The sequence below is a fragment of the Rhodanobacter sp. FW102-FHT14D06 genome (assembly GCF_043950705.1).
Taxonomy (GTDB): Bacteria; Pseudomonadota; Gammaproteobacteria; order Xanthomonadales; family Rhodanobacteraceae; genus Rhodanobacter.
Genome location: NZ_CP170722.1, coordinates 2,231,765 through 2,250,914 on the forward strand (window position 1 = coordinate 2,231,765; position 19,150 = coordinate 2,250,914).

The window sequence follows — 19,150 nt, forward strand, 5'->3', positions numbered from 1 at the left end:
CCGCGTGAGCCCGCGGCGTTGCCGCGGGCTGGCGCGCGTCTCGAACGCGGCAACTGCCGCCCCACTTCGTCACGGATAGTCATGGGCTTCTCCACCCTCTTCATTCGCCGCCCGATCGCCACTTCGCTGCTGATGGTGGCGGTGCTGCTGCTCGGTATCCTGGGCTTCCGCCAGTTGCCGGTGTCGGCGCTGCCGGAGATCGAGGCGCCCAGCCTGGTGGTGACCACGCAGTATCCGGGTGCCAGCGCCACCACCATGGCGACGCTGATCACCACGCCGCTGGAGCGCAACCTGGGGCAGATCTCCGGGCTCAGCATGATGAGTTCGGACTCGTCCGCCGGCCTGTCGACGATCGTGCTGCAGTTCAACATGGGCCGCGACATCGACATCGCCGCGCAGGATGTGCAGGCGGCGATCAACCAGGCCAAGGGCACGCTGCCGGGCAACCTGCCGTATCCGCCGGTGTACAACCGGGTCAATCCGGCCGATGCGCCGATCCTCACCCTGGCGCTGCAGTCGGACAGCCGCCCGCTGCGCGACGTCAACGACCTGGCCGACTCGATCCTGGCGCAGAAGCTGTCGCAGGTGCAGGGCGTGGGCCTGGTCTCGATCGCCGGCAACGTGCGCCCGGCCGTGCGCATCCAGGTCAACCCGGCGCAACTGGCCAATCTCGGCCTGACCATGGAGGACGTGCGCAGCGCACTGACCCAGGCCAACGTCAACGCGCCCAAGGGCACGCTGAACGGCAAGACGCAGAGCTACTCGATCGGCACCAACGACCAGTTGGCCGATGCCGAGCAGTACAAGAGCACCATCATCAGCTACCGCGGCAACGCGCCGGTGCGGCTGTCCGACGTGGCCAGGGTGGTCAACGGCGTGGAGAACGACCAGCTCGCCGCGTGGGCCAACGGCAAGCCGGCGGTACTGCTGGACGTGCGCCGCCAGCCCGGCGCCAACATCGTGCAGACGGTGGAGCAGATCCGCCGCATCCTGCCCGAGCTGCGCAACGCGCTGCCGGCCGACGTGCACCTGGACGTGTTCGCCGACCGCACGGTGACCATCCGCGCCTCGGTGCACGACGTGGAGTTCACCCTGATCCTCACCGTGTTCCTGGTGGTGGGCGTGATCTTCGTGTTCCTGCGCCGGCTGTGGGCCACCATCATTCCGGCCACCGCGGTGCCGCTGTCGCTGCTGGGCACGTTCGGCGTGATGAGTTTCACCGGCATGTCGCTGGACAATCTCTCGCTGATGGCGCTGACGGTGGCCACCGGCTTCGTGGTCGACGATGCGATCGTGATGATCGAAAACATCGTGCGCTACATCGAACAGGGCAAGAGCGGCAAGGAGGCGGCCGAGATCGGCGCGAAGGAGATCGGCTTCACCGTGCTGTCGCTGACCGTGTCGCTGGTGGCGGTGTTCCTGCCGCTGCTGCTGATGCCCGGTGTCACCGGCCGGTTGTTCCACGAGTTCGCCTGGGTGCTGACCATCGCGGTGAGCATCTCGATGCTGGTCTCGCTGACGCTGACGCCGATGATGTGCGCCTACCTGCTCAAGCCCGACCAGCTGCCGGAAGGCGACGACGCGCACGAGCGCCACGCCGCCGCCGGCAGGCGCACCGTGTGGGCGCGCACCGTGCACGTGTACGAGAATTCGCTGGACTGGGTGCTCGACCACCAGCGCCTGACCATGCTGGTGGCCGGCGCCGCGGTGGTGCTGACCGTGTTCCTGTACATCGCCATCCCCAAGGGCCTGCTGCCCGAGCAGGACACCGGCCTGATCACCGGCGTGGTGCAGGCCGACGACAACATCGCGTTTCCGGCGATGGAGCAGCGCACCAAGGCAGTGGCCGAGGCGTTGCGCAAGGACCCGGCGGTGGCCGGCGTGGCGGCGTTCATCGGCGCCGGCACGATCAACCCCACCTTGAACCAGGGCCAGCTCAGCATCGTGCTGAAGGATCGCGGCGACCGCGACGGCTTGGACAAGCTGCTGCCGCGGCTGCAGCAGAGCGTGGCCGACATCCCTGGCGTGGCGCTGTACCTGAAACCGGTGCAGGACGTGACCCTGGACAGCACCGTGTCGGCCACCGAATACCAGTACGCGCTGTCCCAGGTGGACTCCGCCGAGCTGGCCAAGTACGCCGACCAGATGACCCGCGCCATGCGCCAGCGGCCGGAGCTGGCGGACGTCAGCAACAACCTGGCCGACCGCGGCAACGCGCTCAAGCTGACCATCGATCGCGAGAAGGCCAGTCGCATGGGCGTGCCGGTGCAGACCATCGACGACACCTTGTACGACGCCTTTGGCCAGCGCCAGATCTCCACCATCTTCACCCAGCTCAACCAGTACCGCGTGGTGCTTGAGGTGGCGCCGGAGTTCCGCAACAGCAGCGACCTGCTCAACAAGCTCACCGTGCGCGGCAACGGCTCCGGCGCGCTGACCGGCAGCAACGCCACCAGCTTCGGCCAGGTGAAGTCGAGCAACTCGGCCACCCCCAGCGGCATCGGCAACACCGGCAACATCGGCATCGCGCTGGGCGGCGGCGGCACCATCCCGCTGTCCTCGCTGGCCAATGCCGAGGTCACCAGCGCACCGCTGGTGGTCAGCCACCAGCAGCAGCTGCCGGCGGTGACGCTGTCGTTCAACGTGGCGCCGGGCTATTCGCTGTCCGACGCGGTGTCGGCGATCCACCAGATCAACGCGGAGCTGAACTTCCCGCCACAGGTGCGCGGCCAGTTCATCGGCAAGGCCGCCGAGTTCAACTCCTCGCTGGGCGACGAGGTGCTGTTGCTGCTGGCCGCGATCGTGGTGATCTACATCGTGCTGGGCGTGCTGTACGAGAGCTACATCCACCCGCTGACGATCATCTCCACCCTGCCGCCGGCCGGCGTGGGCGCGCTGCTGGCACTGATGATGTTCGGCATGAGCCTGTCGGTGGACGGCATCGTGGGCATCGTGCTCTTGATCGGCATCGTCAAGAAGAACGCGATCATGATGATCGACTTCGCGATCGAGGCGCGCCGCACCGGCCTCAACGCGCATGACGCGATCCGCCGCGCCTGCCTGCTGCGCTTCCGCCCGATCATGATGACCACCGCGGCGGCGATGCTCGGCGCCTTGCCGCTGGCGCTGGGCACCGGCATCGGCTCGGAGCTGCGCCGGCCGCTGGGCGTGTCGATCGTCGGCGGCCTGCTGCTGTCGCAGCTGGTGACGCTGTACACCACGCCGGTGATCTACCTGTACATGGAGCGTTTCTCCGACTGGCTCGCCGCACGCCGGGAACGGCGTGCGCTGGAACACGCGCGGGCCGATCGCACGACGTGATCCGATCGCTTGCCGCCTGCCCCTGCCCGCGCGACGCCGGCAGGGGTTTTTCCTTTTCGCGTCCCGATCAACCGTTTTGCCGCTGGTGCGTTGAGGGTGGGATGATCCGCCTGGATCCCGCCCGGCATCGTGCCGCCTGCACCACGGTCGTGTTTCCCGCATGAATGTCTCCGGCTCCTTCATCCGCCGTCCGATCGGCACCAGCTTGCTCGCGATCGGCCTGTTCGTCGGCGGCATGATCTGCTACTTCCTGCTCGGCGTGTCGGCGCTGCCGAACATGCAGTTCCCGGCGATCTTCGTGCAGGCCAGCCAGGCCGGCGCCGACGCCAGCACCATGGCCTCCACCGTGGCCGCGCCGCTGGAACGGCACCTGGGCCAGGTGCCCGGCATCGAGACGATGCGCTCGTCCAGTTCGGAAGGGCGCACCTTCGTCTTCATGATGTTCCGCAACGGCACCGACCTGGGTTCGGCCGCGCGCGACGTGCAGGCGGCGATCAACGCGGCCGCGCCGGACCTGCCCAGCGGCCTCAACGGCGCGCCCAGCTACCAGAAGGCCAATCCCAACGACGACCCGGTGATCGCCTTCGCGCTGACCTCCGACACGCAGGCCGCGGGCGATCTCTACAACGTCGCCGACACCTTGCTGGCGCAGCGCCTGCGCCAGTTGCCGGGTGTCTCGTCGGTGGAGATCGCCGGCGCCTCGACCCCGGCGATCCGCGTCGACGTGAACCTGCGCGCGCTCAACGCGATGGGCCTGTCGCCGGACCAGCTGCGCAACGCCTTGCGCGCGGCCAACGTGACCTCGCCGGAAGGCTTCCTCAGCGACGGCAAGACGCGCATGGCGGTGGCCGCCACCACCTCGCTGCACAGCGCCGCGGACTTCGCGAAACTGGTGGTGGCCAGCCACGATGGCACGCCGGTGCGCCTCGCCGACGTGGCGAACGTCTACGCCGGTACCGAGGACGCCTACCAGGCGGCGTGGTTCGGCGGCCAGCCGGCGGTGCTGATGTACGTGTACAAGAAGGCCGACGCCAACGTCATCTCCACCGTGGACCTGGTCAAGGCACAACTGCCGGCGCTGCGCACGTTCCTGCAGCCAGGCACCCGGCTCACCCCGTTCTTCGACGGCACGCCAACCATCCGCGCCTCGCTGCATGAGGTACAGGCGACCTTGCTGATCTCGCTGGCGATGGTGGTGCTGACCATGGCGCTGTTCCTGCGTCGTCTCGCACCCACGCTGATCGCCGCGGTGGCGGTGCCGCTGTCGCTGGCCGGTGCGTTCGTGGCGATGTACATCCTCGACTACACGCTCAACAACCTCACCCTGCTGGCGCTGGTGATCGCGATCGGGTTCGTGGTGGACGACGCGATCGTGGTGATCGAGAACATCATTCGCCACATCGACGACGGCATGACGCGCATGCAGGCCACCCTGGCCGGCGCGCGCGAGATCGGCTTCACCATCGTCTCGATCACCGCCTCGCTGGTGGCGGTGTTCATCCCGCTGCTGTTCGCCGGCGGCATCACCGGCATGTTCATGCACGAGTTCGCGGTGACCCTGGTGGCGGCGATCGTGGTGTCGGCCGCGGTGTCGCTGACGCTCACGCCGGCGCTGTGCGGGCGTTTCCTCGGCGGCCATCGCGCACGCGAGGCCAGCGCCGGGCCCGCGCGCAGCCACGTGCTGGACCGCTTCCACGCCCGCATGCTCGGCGTGTACCGGCGGGCGCTGGATTTCTCGCTGCGCCACGTGCTGGCCTTCTCGCTGACGCCCCTGGTGCTGATCGTCGCCACGTTCTACCTGTTCACCGTGGTCAAGACCGGTCTGTTCCCGCAGCAGGACACCGGCCTGATCTGGGGCCGCGCCACCTCCAGCGCCACGGTATCGTTCGACGAGAGCCGGCAGCGGCTGGAGCGGCTCACCGCGATGCTGCTGGCCGACCCGGACGTGGCCACGGTGGGCACGCGCCTGGGCAGCAGCCGCCAGGGTGCCAGCGGCTCGTTCAACATCGACCTCAAGACGCGCAGCGAAGGGCGCACCGACGACACCTTCACCGTCCTGGCCCGGTTGAGCGCCAAGGCCGCGAAGTATCCCGACCTGCACCTGCGCCTGCGCGCCGTGCAGGACCTGCCCAGCGGCGGTGGCGGCGGCACCAGCCAGGGCGCGCAATACCAAGTCTCGCTGCAGGGCAACGACCTCGCCACGCTGCAACTGTGGCTGCCGCGACTGGTGGCCGAGCTGAAGAAGAACCCGCTGCTGCGCGACGTCGGCAGCGACGTGGAGGAGGGCGGCCTGCGCCAGAACATCGTGATCGATCGCGACACCGCGGCGCGGCTCGGGGTGTCCATCGGCGCCATCGACGGCGCGCTGTACGACGCCTTCGGCCAGCGCCAGGTGTCGACCATCTACTCGGACATCAACCAGTACAGCGTGGTGGTCAACGCGCTGCCCGCGCAGACCGCCACGCCGGACGCGCTCAATCGCGTATACGTGAAATCGAACCAGGGCCAGATGGTGCCGATCACCGCGTTCGCCCGCCAGGAATCCGGCCTGGCGCCGTCGCAGATCACCCACCAGAACCAGTTCACCACGATGGACCTGAGCTTCAACCTCGCGCCCGGGGTGAGCATGGGCCAGGCGATGCAGGTGATCCAGGCCACCGTGGGCAACATGCGCATGCCCGGCGACATCAAGCTCAACATGGGCGGGGATTTCCGCCGCTTCCAGGAATCGCAGAGTGGCATGCTGTGGCTGGTGCTGGCCGCGATCGTCACCGTCTACATCGTGCTTGGCATGCTGTACGAGAGCCTGATCCACCCCGTCACCATCCTTTCCACGCTGCCGGCGGCAGGTGTCGGCGCGTTGCTGGCACTGTGGCTGACCGACACCGAGTTGTCGGTGGTGGCGCAGATCGCGCTGGTGCTGTTGATCGGCATCGTCAAGAAGAACGCGATCATGATGATCGACTTCGCCCTGGTCGCCCAGCGCGAACACCACAAGCCGCCGCTGGAGGCCGTGCGCGAAGCCTGCCTGGTGCGCTTCCGCCCGATCATGATGACCACCATGGTTGCCATCCTCGCCGCGCTGCCGATCGCCATCGGCCTGGGCGAAGGCAGCGAACTGCGCCGCCCGCTCGGCATCGCCCTGATCGGCGGCCTGCTGATCTCGCAAAGCCTCACCCTGCTCAGCACCCCAGCGCTGTACGTGGTGTTCTCCTGCCTGGCCGAACGGCGCAAGGCGTGGAGCGCGCGCCGGCGCGAGCGCAAGCTCGCACGGCGGCAACGCCTGGCCGAGGTGTGAGCGGCGCGCTTCGTGGCAGGAGCATGAACGTTGGGACACCCGCGCTCACGGGGCGTTGATCGCGCAGCCGTTACCCATGGCGCTTGGCATCGGATCGGAGATCGACATGGGCGAGCGGAGTGACCAGCGCGAAGAGGTGCGCCGCCAGGCGGCGGGGATGTCGCCGGCGAGCAAGGCGGATTTCACCGATACCGCGTCGCACGCCAGCGGTGCGGTGGACGGGACCCGCATCTACGAGGTCGCCGCCGGCGACGACCTGCAGGGCATCGCCCGTCGCTTCTACGGCAATGCCGACGGCTGGCGGCGGATCCTGGACGAGAACCGCGACCTCATTGCCGACCCCGGTCGGCTCGTGGCGGGGCAGATGCTGAAGATTCCGGCGAAACCGTGAGCCTCGCGCGGCCAAGGCGACGCGCCGACATCGCGCGTTCAGCTGGCCGCCTCAAGCTGAACGGCGCACCGCGGTGCTGATGGCCTGCTCACGAGCCGTTTACCGCGCCGCCGTTACCTGTGGTCGCCAGCTTCCCGCAGTGCCTTGGTGAAGTCTCGTGTTCGACGCGCTTGGCGACGAACTCCCAACCCGGATCGGACCCAAGCCAGACGGGTCCGTGCAACCCCGGGCTTTCCGCGATGAAAAGAGGTGCCCCCATGAAAACTACCCGACAACCCCTGATGCTTGCCGCGTCGCTGGCCGCAGCACTGGCGCTGGGTGCGTGCGGCAAGAGTGAGCCGGCCTCGCCGGTGCCCTCCAGTCCGCCGCCGAGCGGAACGGCAGCGTCCACCTCGCCGGAGCCACCGGCATTTCCGCCCCCGGCCACCAGCACGGGCTTGGCCAATGAGGGCGCCGTCGCGGCCGTGAGCTTCACCTCGCTTGAAGTGGGTTCGAGCGTCGACGCCAACCACAAGGTCGTGGCCACGGCCACCAGCTTCGCGCCGAAGGACACCATCTACGCGTCGGTCGAGACCACGGGTTCGGGCCACGCCACGCTCACCGCCAGCTGGCTCGACCCACAGGGTCGGACCATGCATGAGGACAGCAAGGAACTCGATGCCATGGGTCCGGCCACAACCGCCTTCATGATCAGCCAGCCGCAAGGTTTCCCCGAAGGCAACTACGGGATCGAGATCTCGCTGGATGGGCGCAAGGTGGCGAGCAAGGACTTCTCGGTGAAAAAATAGCCAGTGAGGAATCATGCGTTGGCGAGATACTGCCAAGGAAGGGATGCGCCGCCGCATCTCTTCCGGTTGAACGCCGAGACTGCAAACCATTCTTGGCTTCCGGTGGATAGACGTCAACGATTCGCCGCCGATTGCCGTCAAGCGTAGCTTGCGCGGCTCGGTGCATCGCGTGTTCGAAATGGCATTGCGCCTATCGGGTGTCGATCATCGCGAAGAACTTGCCCTGCCGGGATTCTGCTGGGCCCCTGCAGTCTCGCCGCTCTTCGCTGCGGATCACCGATGATGTCCGAAAAGACAGGATTGTCGTGGGAGAGCTTCAATGAGGCCGCAGCTCTTCGCTGCGGATCACCGCCGAAGCCGTTTTCCGCGAGGAAATTGCACGCGTTGCTTCAATGAGGCCGCAGCTCTTCGCTGCGGATCACCGCCGCCAGCGTGAACAGGCTGTCGCCGTCGTCCATGCTTCAATGAGGCCGCAGCTCTTCGCTGCGGATCACCTATCAGGCGTTGAACCTGGCCGTGCATTTCGGCGCGCTTCAATGAGGCCGCAGCTCTTCGCTGCGGATCACCGCCGTGCAGCAGTATCAGGCTGCGCTCGACAAGCAGCTTCAATGAGGCCGCAGCTCTTCGCTGCGGATCACGCGCGCAGTTGATGCTGGCCGCGCAGCGCGACATCAAGCTTCAATGAGGCCGCAGCTCTTCGCTGCGGATCACCTGAGTCGTTTGTGCCGGCTCGGCCAGCGGTTAGGTGGCTTCAATGAGGCCGCAGCTCTTCGCTGCGGATCACAGATCGTCGTCGCGCTCGCTTCCGTCGCATCGTGGGCTTCAATGAGGCCGCAGCTCTTCGCTGCGGATCACACCGGCGAGTGCGCAGAGCAGTCGTCCATGATGGCCCGCTTCAATGAGGCCGCAGCTCTTCGCTGCGGATCACTCGGGCAGCTCGCAGAGCTGCAGCACAGCCACAACTCGCTTCAATGAGGCCGCAGCTCATCGCTGCGGATCACGGCAGCGCGCTGGCCCGCTTCGACATCACCCCGGAGGCTTCAATGAGGCCGCAGCTCTTCGCTGCGGATCACCGCGGAAAGAACCGGCCAACTGGTGCGTAAGGCGGCTTCAATGAGGCCGCAGCTCTTCGCTGCGGATCACCGCGCCAACAAGCTGGGAGATCCGGCATGTCGTCGGCGCTTCAATGAGGCCGCAGCTCTTCGCTGCGGATCACCGAAGCCTGCGCCGGAAGCCAACTCGCCCTCGCTTGCTTCAATGAGGCCGCAGTTCTTCGCTGCGGATCACAGTGACGGCCCATGCACTGGCGCCGAAGTTTGCAGTGCTTCAATGAGGCCGCAGTTCTTCGCTGCGGATCACCAGATCGTCAACGAACTGCAGGACGAGATCACGCCGGCTTCAATGAGGCCGCAGTTCTTCGCTGCGGATCACCCATGCACCTTGACCCGAGGACGCCCGCTTCCATCACGCTTCAATGAGGCCGCAGTTCTTCGCTGCGGATCACGCATATCCGCTTGCGGGGTATTGCGCACTACCGCATGCTTCAATGAGGCCGCAGTTCTTCGCTGCGGATCACCAGCGTCTCGCGACGGGAGGCCTGCCGAGGCCAGCGGCTTCAATGAGGCCGCAGTTCTTCGCTGCGGATCACCTGGCGCAGGTTGAGCGGGATCGGGTGGCTGCCGAGGCTTCAATGAGGCCGCAGTTCTTCGATGCGGATCACGCAGATGGAAAACATCGCGCACCAGCTGCAGTCATGCTTCAATGAGGCCGCAGTTCTTCGCTGCGGATCACCGGCGGATGCGCTGCTGCGGGACGTGTCGCGATATATCGCTTCAATGAGGCCGCAGTTCTTCGCTGCGGATCACGAATGCCAGCGGCCACGATCCGGCGAACTGAATCCCGGCTTCAATGAGGCCGCAGTTCCTCGCTGCGGATCACGCCGATTCGCGGATCTATTTTTGCGGCGACTGGGTAGGCTTCAATGAGGCCGCAGTTCTTCGCTGCGGATCACCGCGCAGACCGCCAACCTGGCGACGATCGTTGCCTTGCTTCAATGAGGCCGCAGTTCTTCGCTGCGGATCACATCCGATGTGGCGCGGGCGGGTGGCGTCAGCGTGGTCGCTTCAATGAGGCCGCAGTTCTTCGCTGCGGATCACTGCTGATCTTCAATTACTGGCAGCGTGGGCATGCCCTGCTTCAATGAGGCCGCAGTTCTTCGCTGCGGATCACCAGGGCGGCAAATGGTATTGCGCCGTGGATACGTGGCTTCAATGAGGCCGCAGTTCTTCGCTGCGGATCACGGGGCTGGACGAGACGTGGCGCGACCACATGGAGAAGCTTCAATGAGGCCGCAGTTCTTCGCTGCGGATCACCGCAAGATTGGCGACTTCGATTACTCCGCCTACTTGCTTCAATGAGGCCGCAGTTCTTCGCTGCGGATCACTGCCGCCCTGGGCCACGTATATCACCGTGCCGATATCGCTTCAATGAGGCCGCAGTTCTTCGCTGCGGATCACTTTCCGTTGGACGCGCTTGACCCAGAAACGCTCGAGCTTCAATGAGGCCGCAGTTCTTCGCTGCGGATCACCGCTGCGCGCCAGCCAGAGCTTCGCCGAGCGCCTGTTGCTTCAATGAGGCCGCAGTTCTTCGCTGCGGATCACCGAATGGCTGCGGAACGAAATCCTGGACGGCTTATCGCTTCAATGAGGCCGCAGCTCTTCGCTGCGGATCACGGCCCCGGCGTATGCCCGCTCACGGACGCGTCCTCAAGCTTCAATGAGGCCGCAGCTCTTCGCTGCGGATCACCTGCGTGCGCAATCCGAACACCACGGCGGCACAGTGGCTTCAATGAGGCCGCAGCTCTTCGCTGCGGATCACGTTCTCAACGGGTTCGACAAGCCGCCGACGCACAACTAGCTTCAATGAGGCCGCAGCTCTTCGCTGCGGATCACCATCTAAAAAGGTTGAACTGCCAACTGCACCTATAGCTTCAATGAGGCCGCAGCTCTTCGCTGCGGATCACGAACAGCAGCGCGAACTGGCCACCCTGCGCACGCTGCTTCAATGAGGCCGCAGCTCTTCGCTGCGGATCACCGGCAAGGCGTACCGGCAGAACGCCGGCCTGGACGCGCTTCAATGAGGCCGCAGCTCTTCGCTGCGGATCACCTCGTCCTTCCCAGTAGCTGAGTCCGCCGGTGTGGATGCTTCAATGAGGCCGCAGCTCTTCGCTGCGGATCACTTGCAGCGGGCTAGCGCTTGCTCGATCGGGTGCGTTGCTTCAATGAGGCCGCAGCTCTTCGCTGCGGATCACATTACTCAAGTCGGCGATGGTACGGCGAAAGGCTTGGCTTCAATGAGGCCGCAGCTCTTCGCTGCGGATCACGGACATTGTGTAGATAGTTTCCGACCTCTCCGGCCAGCTTCAATGAGGCCGCAGCTCTTCGCTGCGGATCACACGCGACCTGCGCGTGTCGTCCGTCCTCAAGCTCTGGCTTCAATGAGGCCGCAGCTCTTCGCTGCGGATCACGGATGACGCCACCACGACCGACCTGCCCGAAGGCGCGCTTCAATGAGGCCGCAGCTCTTCGCTGCGGATCACTGCTGCATCAGGAGGTCGTAGCTCATAGCGCGGATTGCTTCAATGAGGCCGCAGCTCTTCGCTGCGGATCACAAGTATCCCGAGTTGAAGTGGCTGCACTCCATCCCGCTTCAATGAGGCCGCAGCTCTTCGCTGCGGATCACCGATACCGTGCGTAGCATCGACCTGGACAACGCGCTGCTTCAATGAGGCCGCAGCTCTTCGCTGCGGATCACCGCCGCGCATGGCGTCCGCGTGAAGGTGAACGCATGCTTCAATGAGGCCGCAGCTCTTCGCTGCGGATCACAATGCACCTGTCGTGGAGCGGTTGCCAGTCCCGGTAGCTTCAATGAGGCCGCAGCTCTTCGCTGCGGATCACACCCCGGCGCCCGTATTGATGGGCCGCGCCGCAACCTGCTTCAATGAGGCCGCAGCTCTTCGCTGCGGATCACTTGACGCATCACGAAGGCAACAACAGGACGGACATGGCTTCAATGAGGCCGCAGCTCTTCGCTGCGGATCACCAAACATCCACGCACTGCTGGAGGCCGCATGTGATCGCTTCAATGAGGCCGCAGCTCTTCGCTGCGGATCACTTTTCCAGCCCTTTGATCCACGACATTTTCAGCATGCTTCAATGAGGCCGCAGCTCTTCGCTGCGGATCACCGCAGAACCGAATGCAGCAGTAAGCAGCGTTGCGATGCTTCAATGAGGCCGCAGCTCTTCGCTGCGGATCACGCGCGCGTCACCTACACCGGATGTTCCTACGAGGAGGGCTTCAATGAGGCCGCAGCTCTTCGCTGCGGATCACCATCTGCTGCACCAGATCCTGCTGCTGCATCTGCTTGCTTCAATGAGGCCGCAGCTCTTCGCTGCGGATCACTTCGATTGAACGTCCTGCGCGATCCCGACCATTACGCGCTTCAATGAGGCCGCAGCTCTTCGCTGCGGATCACAACTGGGTTATCGACTTCCCCAACCTTCCGTAGGTAGCTTCAATGAGGCCGCAGCTCTTCGCTGCGGATCACCGTCCGCGCCGCACGCCGGGCGCCATATTCCGGCAGGCTTCAATGAGGCCGCAGCTCTTCGCTGCGGATCACGACCGCTGGAAATCCCCGGTGCTCACGCTCGGGGGTTGCTTCAATGAGGCCGCAGCTCTTCGCTGCGGATCACATCGAGGTCCGTATCGTCTCCGCCAAGGAGATGGAGCTTCAATGAGGCCGCAGCTCTTCGCTGCGGATCACGACACGAAAACGCTGGCAACGTTGCTGGACGCGTTGCTTCAATGAGGCCGCAGCTCTTCGCTGCGGATCACGCCAGTGCCTCGCCTTGCGGGAGGACAAATGCTCCTCGCTTCAATGAGGCCGCAGCTCTTCGCTGCGGATCACGCAAGCTGAGCCGGTGTTTGTTCATCGTTGACCGCGTGCTTCAATGAGGCCGCAGCTCTTCGCTGCGGATCACCCGCTGGTTCAACAAAATATCGTTCGGCAACGAGGTGCTTCAATGAGGCCGCAGCTCTTCGCTGCGGATCACCCCGCATCGAGCCGATGGCGCGGTCCATGATTCCGGCGCTTCAATGAGGCCGCAGCTCTTCGCTGCGGATCACGGGGTCTTTCGGGCGCTGCGCGCCTAGCGTCACGTTCGCTTCAATGAGGCCGCAGCTCTTCGCTGCGGATCACTCCGGTCGCGTGGCCGCATGACGGCCTGCAGCACGAGCTTCAATGAGGCCGCAGCTCTTCGCTGCGGATCACGCCGGGTCTAGTCTAATTGCCAGTCAGACGTAACCTAGCTTCAATGAGGCCGCAGCTCTTCGCTGCGGATCACTTGCGAGGCCGCGCAGATCCCGCAGGACGGCCGCGGGCTTCAATGAGGCCGCAGCTCTTCGCTGCGGATCACCTGCGCAGCAACTGGACGCCAATGACGCCCGGCTCGCTTCAATGAGGCCGCAGCTCTTCGCTGCGGATCACGCCGCCCAACACCTGATATACGGCACATTTGCCTGAGCTTCAATGAGGCCGCAGCTCTTCGCTGCGGATCACCTTCACGGCGACGCGAATGTCACCGTTCCTGCCAGCGCTTCAATGAGGCCGCAGCTCTTCGCTGCGGATCACTTATGCCGGCATATGCTACAGTCCGATAGTAGGGGACGCTTCAATGAGGCCGCAGCTCTTCGCTGCGGATCACCTGGCTCAGGAACATCGTGCCGGCCTTGTTCACGCTGCTTCAATGAGGCCGCAGCTCTTCGCTGCGGATCACCGTCAAGCTCGCGCAGTCTTCCGATGTGCTGCGCAAGCTTCAATGAGGCCGCAGCTCTTCGCTGCGGATCACGTTCGAGAAGTGGGCGGATGAAAACGGGTTCGGCTTGCTTCAATGAGGCCGCAGCTCTTCGCTGCGGATCACCTTCGCCCCACATCCGTGCAATGTCGGCCTGCGCTTGCTTCAATGAGGCCGCAGCTCTTCGCTGCGGATCACGCAGTTCATCCCGAAGACCTCCAAGAACGAGGAGTAGCTTCAATGAGGCCGCAGCTCTTCGCTGCGGATCACTCGATTCCAAGATCGGCGAACTTCGCGCTCGACTTGGCTTCAATGAGGCCGCAGCTCTTCGCTGCGGATCACAGGCACTCTGCGCGTTGGCGACAATGGATGAAAACCCGCTTCAATGAGGCCGCAGCTCTTCGCTGCGGATCACATTTCGCCTTGATCGATGGGTCGCCGTGATAGGCGCGCTTCAATGAGGCCGCAGCTCTTCGCTGCGGATCACAGACCAGGACATCTGGGTCGAGCTGGCGCTGGGCCAGCTTCAATGAGGCCGCAGCTCTTCGCTGCGGATCACGGTCACCCGCCGACAAGGCGAATACGCGCTGTGTGTGCTTCAATGAGGCCGCAGCTCTTCGCTGCGGATCACGCTGTCATCTGTTCCGCTCACAACGGTACAGCGGGTGGCTTCAATGAGGCCGCAGCTCTTCGCTGCGGATCACCTTCGCCTGGTCGAAGTCTTCCGGACTGACCATGATGCTTCAATGAGGCCGCAGCTCTTCGCTGCGGATCACCGGCCACCGCCTCGATGCCGCCGACGACCTTGGCGCCCGCTTCAATGAGGCCGCAGCTCTTCGCTGCGGATCACAACATCGTCGCGGCCAGCGCGAAGCGCATCGACCAGCTTCAATGAGGCCGCAGCTCTTCGCTGCGGATCACTGCTGGCCAGCAACTTCGCGGCGCGCTGCAGCTGTTCGCTTCAATGAGGCCGCAGCTCTTCGCTGCGGATCACGAGAACCGGCCGCACTGGTTGAACGTGGCGATCAGGCTTCAATGAGGCCGCAGCTCTTCGCTGCGGATCACGTACGAGGCGCTGGGGCTGCTCACCGTCACCGACGGGCTTCAATGAGGCCGCAGCTCTTCGCTGCGGATCACGCGATGTTTTGCCGTGCCGATCACCGCGCCCACCACCGCTTCAATGAGGCCGCAGCTCTTCGCTGCGGATCACATGTTTTCTTTCGTCGGCTGCAGATTGTTTTCTTCGCTTCAATGAGGCCGCAGCTCTTCGCTGCGGATCACGTTTGCACGTCGATGATGTGGCTGCGCTGCTGGCTGAGCTTCAATGAGGCCGCAGCTCTTCGCTGCGGATCACTTCGTTACCGTGGCAAATGCACCGCGCGATACCAGGCTTCAATGAGGCCGCAGCTCTTCGCTGCGGATCACCGCTGTACGTCAATAGGGATTCCTACGTAAATATGGCTTCAATGAGGCCGCAGCTCTTCGCTGCGGATCACCGGCTGGCAGTTGTACCGGCGCGTTGTGGCTGGGACGCTTCAATGAGGCCGCAGCTCTTCGCTGCGGATCACGTCTGCAGCTAGGCGGAAACGGAGCGAACCCCGGCGCTTCAATGAGGCCGCAGCTCTTCGCTGCGGATCACGCATTTAATGCGCCTGTCGGGGCAGCGATGGAGCTTGCTTCAATGAGGCCGCAGCTCTTCGCTGCGGATCACGGCGGGCTATCGGGAAGGTTTCCGGCTCAGCTCTCTTGCTTCAATGAGGCCGCAGCTCTTCGCTGCGGATCACCTTGGTCGCCGCGAGCTGGTCACCGCCGGACATCGCGCTTCAATGAGGCCGCAGCTCTTCGCTGCGGATCACCGTTTCGCGCCAAGGCGATCATCGTAAAACTCGCGGCTTCAATGAGGCCGCAGCTCTTCGCTGCGGATCACGCAACCACTGCGCGGCGTAAGGGTCGATTTCGTTGTAGCTTCAATGAGGCCGCAGCTCTTCGCTGCGGATCACCTTCCGGCCGACTTGGATGTCGCACGCGCGGCCATTGCTTCAATGAGGCCGCAGCTCTTCGCTGCGGATCACCGCGCTGGTCGAGTCGAACATCGGCGCGACGATCTACGCTTCAATGAGGCCGCAGCTCTTCGCTGCGGATCACTGCTGGTGCCGCGTGAGCCGAATGACGCCATGCTCGCTTCAATGAGGCCGCAGCTCTTCGCTGCGGATCACGCGCCAGCAAGGGAAGCATCGTCGGTTTTTCCTGATTGCTTCAATGAGGCCGCAGCTCTTCGCTGCGGATCACAGCAAGGGTGTGAGTGGAACATCGAGGACGGAAGGCTGCTTCAATGAGGCCGCAGCTCTTCGCTGCGGATCACGATGCCCACTGCGAGGGCCGCGGCGCCCAGCAGCAAGCTTCAATGAGGCCGCAGCTCTTCGCTGCGGATCACAGTCCATCCGCAAGTCGTTGCGCGGGTTGACTGTTTGGTGGTTGCTTGCGAGGGGTGCTCGCCACGGTGGCGCGCCAAGCTAGCGCGCGTGATGCCGGATGGCAACAGGGGCGGGTAATTGCTTGATTGTCAGAGAGCATTGGCGTGCGAGCGGTGGCCGGGTTTCGCGGCGTCACTGGAGCGCTCGCAGCATGGGGGCGAAAGAAGGCGAAGGTGGAGGTTAAACGATGATGGGCTCCCGGGCGACGGGTTCGAACTTGTCTCCGAGGCTGACCACGCGAGGCTTGACCTTGTCGGCGGGGCCGATATCGATGATCAGCAGCGCGTCGGTGCGATGCAGGATGATGCCGTCGAGCAGCTGCAGCATTTCGGCGTGCCGACGGCGGCTCAAGCGGCACTGGAAGACCGAAAGCTGCAGCCATTCCCCGAACCCTTTCATGGTCTTGAAGACGCGCCGCCATCGTTTGTCGTCGCGGATGTCGTAGGTCACCAGATACAGATGTTCGTCCATGCTCGTCTCGCCGGTTGCGACGCGCTCAGCGTGTCGTGAAGTTGGGGTAGTCGTCGAGTTCGCCGAGCAGGAAACGCCCGAGCAGGCGAGCCTGCAGCTCCAGCAACCGGCGGTAGCTCAATCGGTAACCGAACAAGGGATGGGTGATCTCGTGGCTGAGCCGGCGCTCGAAAGCGGCAATGAAGCGCTTGCGGCCGCTGGCATCGAGATTCACACTGCCGGCGGCGCTGACGAAGTCGCTGGGGTGCACCTCGCCGTTGTTGATGACCTGCATGACTACCGAGTCGGCCAACAGCGGGCGGAACGGCTCCATCATGTCCAGTGCCAGTGCGGGGCGGCCATAACGGGGTTGGTGATAGAAGCCGCGGTACGCATCGAAACCCACGGCCGTCAGCGTGGTCGTCCAGGTGCGCGCCAGCATGGTGTAAGCGAACGAGAGCATGGCGTTGACCGGGTCGGTGGGCGGGCGCCGGTTGCGCAGGGTGAAGTCGAAGGCAAGCAAGGCCTCGTCGCTCGGGGTGGCAGGCTTCAAGGTCTGGCGGAACTGACCGAAGTACAGCGCAGCAGCCTGGCCCTCGATGCCGAGCAGGGTTTCCAGGCTTTCGGCGCGTTCGGCCTGTTGGCGGATGCGTTTCAGGTCGGCAAGCAGCCGCTCGGGTTTCTCCTCCGGCTTCCAGTTGCGGCGGATCTGCGTGCGGCAGTTGGTGATCTTGGCGGCCACCAGGCCGCGGGCAATGCGCAGGCAGGTGGCATCGTTGAAGCTGGCGCGGTATTGCCCGGTGCGCAGCTCCACGTTCTTGTGCCCGTTGCCCTGGGTGTGGCCGAAGAAGAAGCCACCGTAGCTGTGCCAGCTCACCGGAATATCGCGCTGCATCAGTTCCTGCAGACACGGCGTGGTGACATAGACGTTGCCCTGGATGACCACCTGCGAAACCTCGCGCAGCCGTGCGCTAGCGAGCATGTGGCCGTCCTTGTCGGTCACCTCCAACACCTCGCCCTTCTTCGCCAGCTTGGCGCTGTAGTGCTGGATGTACAGCGGCAGCGCCTCGTGATGCGGCACGGCCAGCGGCCGCGGCGCCAGCTCGGTCTGGTGCAGGAACTGCACCTCGTCCGGCAGGCAGATGGTCACCAGCGAGCAGCGCGGGCACTTGGGGCTGTCCACCAGCGGCGCGGGGATGCGCCCACCGGCAGCCATGGCACGCAGCTCGGCGATGGCGTTGCGGGTGAGCGCGAGCAGCTCGTCGTCGAAGGCGACGGCGACGCGCTCCTTGCTGGCCACGTAGTAGATGGCGCCTTCCTCGCAGGTGTAGCCGTGCTCGCGCAGCAGCAGGCCTTGGGCGCACAGCTGCACGCGCTCCGGGTCGTAGACGCCGCGCGCGGTGTGTGGGCGCCTGCCGCGCTTGTAGTCAACGGGAGTGACCGTGCTGCCTTCGCCTTCGATCAGGTCGAGCTTGGCGACAAGCCCGAGCTTGTTGGACGACAGGGTGATCGAGCGCGCATGGATCTCGGCGCGTTCTTCCTCGGCGGTTTCGGCATCGGGCAGGTCGCCGGATGGCTTGTCCACGCGCAGGTGCTTGTGGCGACCATCCACCGTGTCGGCCGAATCGGCCCACTCGCCTTGCACCCATTCCAGATAAGCCAGGCGCGGACAGTACACGTGCTCGTTGAGCATGCGCACCGGGATCGGCGGCTGGTCGCCGCCCAGTTCCGGAAACGGAAGTTCCAGATCCCCCTGCTTCGGTTCCATCGAAAGCCGCTCCCCTGTGGCGTCCGCTGATCCGTATCCGGGTTTTACTCCCGCGCGGCTGGGGCGGCAACTTCTTGCGCCCGCAGGTGCCGCTTCGCTTCGCGCGCTTCCAGCGCTTCGCGCCGCTCCATCAGCATGCGGCCCCGCGATCCGGCGAAATGTCGCGGAAGATGCCGAACAAGGCCTCCTCGCGCGCAGGTCACGACGGCCCCGCGACCAGGGGCAGGTCGGGCGCGATGGCCACGCTCCGGCGTCGTTCGAGGTAGTCACGGTGGTAAGCGAAGCTGATCGCCTCGCTGGCACCGTGCCGCTCGCAGCGCAGGCTGCCGATGGCCACGGCTGGCCCGAGCGTGGCGTCGTCCAGCACTACGTCCAGTACGGTTTCGGAGCGCGTACTCACGACTTGCGCCTGCCGCGCGGCGCGCCCACCTGTCGAATGTCCTGCAGGCGGCGGCCGAGCTCGTCCTCCTTGGCCAGGAGGTCCAGGTCGTGATCCAGCCCCAGCACCTCCATCGCGCGCAGCAACGTGGCCAGGCTGCTCGAACCTTCGCCTTGCTCCAGCTTGCGCAAGGTGGGCAACGACACATCGGCCCGCGCCGCCAGCGCCGCCTGCGTCATGCGCCGCCGAAGGCGTGCCGCGCGCAACCGGGCACCGAGCGCGGCGAGGCGCTCGGCGGCGGCGGGGAAGATGGGTGGGGTGCGTTTTGGCATGGAAAATAAATTAGTCATTTGGCTCACAAATGACAAGTGTATTTTCCTGCACTTTCCAGCGGATCGAGAAAACAAACTCGGCGCGCCGATGGGCCAG

At 64.9% G+C, this 19,150-nt stretch carries 8 protein-coding genes and 1 CRISPR repeat array; of the genes, 4 read left to right on the forward strand and 4 right to left on the reverse strand.

The genetic code is table 11. The features are described from left to right. Positions 1-81 precede the first annotated feature (81 nt). The 4 genes from ACFCQI_RS10120 (at position 82) to ACFCQI_RS10135 (ending at position 7,798) form a co-directional block, all read left to right on the forward strand. Complete coding sequence (locus ACFCQI_RS10120) at positions 82-3,321, forward strand: efflux RND transporter permease subunit (RefSeq protein WP_395116295.1); 3,240 nt, start codon at positions 82-84, stop codon at positions 3,319-3,321. A 160-nt stretch (positions 3,322-3,481) separates the two neighbouring features. Beyond that, positions 3,482-6,619: an efflux RND transporter permease subunit gene (locus tag ACFCQI_RS10125; RefSeq protein ID WP_395116297.1), complete on the forward strand. Its 3,138-nt coding sequence runs from the start codon at positions 3,482-3,484 to the stop codon at positions 6,617-6,619. A 76-nt stretch (positions 6,620-6,695) separates the two neighbouring features. Further along, positions 6,696-7,010: a LysM peptidoglycan-binding domain-containing protein gene (locus ACFCQI_RS10130; RefSeq protein WP_395116299.1), complete on the forward strand. Its 315-nt coding sequence runs from the start codon at positions 6,696-6,698 to the stop codon at positions 7,008-7,010. Between the two features lie 257 nt (positions 7,011-7,267). Beyond that, complete coding sequence (locus ACFCQI_RS10135) at positions 7,268-7,798, forward strand: hypothetical protein (protein WP_395116301.1); 531 nt, start codon at positions 7,268-7,270, stop codon at positions 7,796-7,798. Between the two features lie 241 nt (positions 7,799-8,039). Next, a CRISPR array of direct repeats spans positions 8,040-16,084; the repeat unit is 36 nt; unit sequence GCTTCAATGAGGCCGCAGCTCTTCGCTGCGGATCAC. A gap of 220 nt (positions 16,085-16,304) precedes the next feature. On the opposite strand, the gene cas2 is transcribed toward ACFCQI_RS10135, so the two are convergent. From cas2 to ACFCQI_RS10155, 4 genes are all read right to left on the reverse strand, one after another. Beyond that, positions 16,305-16,595, reverse strand: coding sequence for a CRISPR-associated endonuclease Cas2 (gene cas2 / locus ACFCQI_RS10140; protein ID WP_395116302.1), 291 nt, complete (start codon positions 16,593-16,595; stop codon positions 16,305-16,307). Positions 16,596-16,620: 25 nt separating this feature from the next. Next, positions 16,621-18,342, reverse strand: a complete 1,722-nt coding sequence (gene cas1 / locus ACFCQI_RS10145; protein WP_395116303.1) for a CRISPR-associated endonuclease Cas1 — start codon at positions 18,340-18,342, stop codon at positions 16,621-16,623. Positions 18,343-18,541: 199 nt separating this feature from the next. Beyond that, entirely contained in the window at positions 18,542-18,742 is a 201-nt protein-coding gene (locus ACFCQI_RS10150; protein WP_395116305.1) for a hypothetical protein, read from the reverse strand. Beyond that, on the reverse strand, positions 18,739-19,053 hold the full coding sequence (locus tag ACFCQI_RS10155) for a helix-turn-helix domain-containing protein (protein ID WP_395116307.1): 315 nt from the start codon (positions 19,051-19,053) through the stop codon (positions 18,739-18,741). The genes ACFCQI_RS10150 and ACFCQI_RS10155 overlap by 4 nt, the downstream gene beginning before the upstream one ends. Between the last annotated feature and the right edge of the window lie 97 nt (positions 19,054-19,150).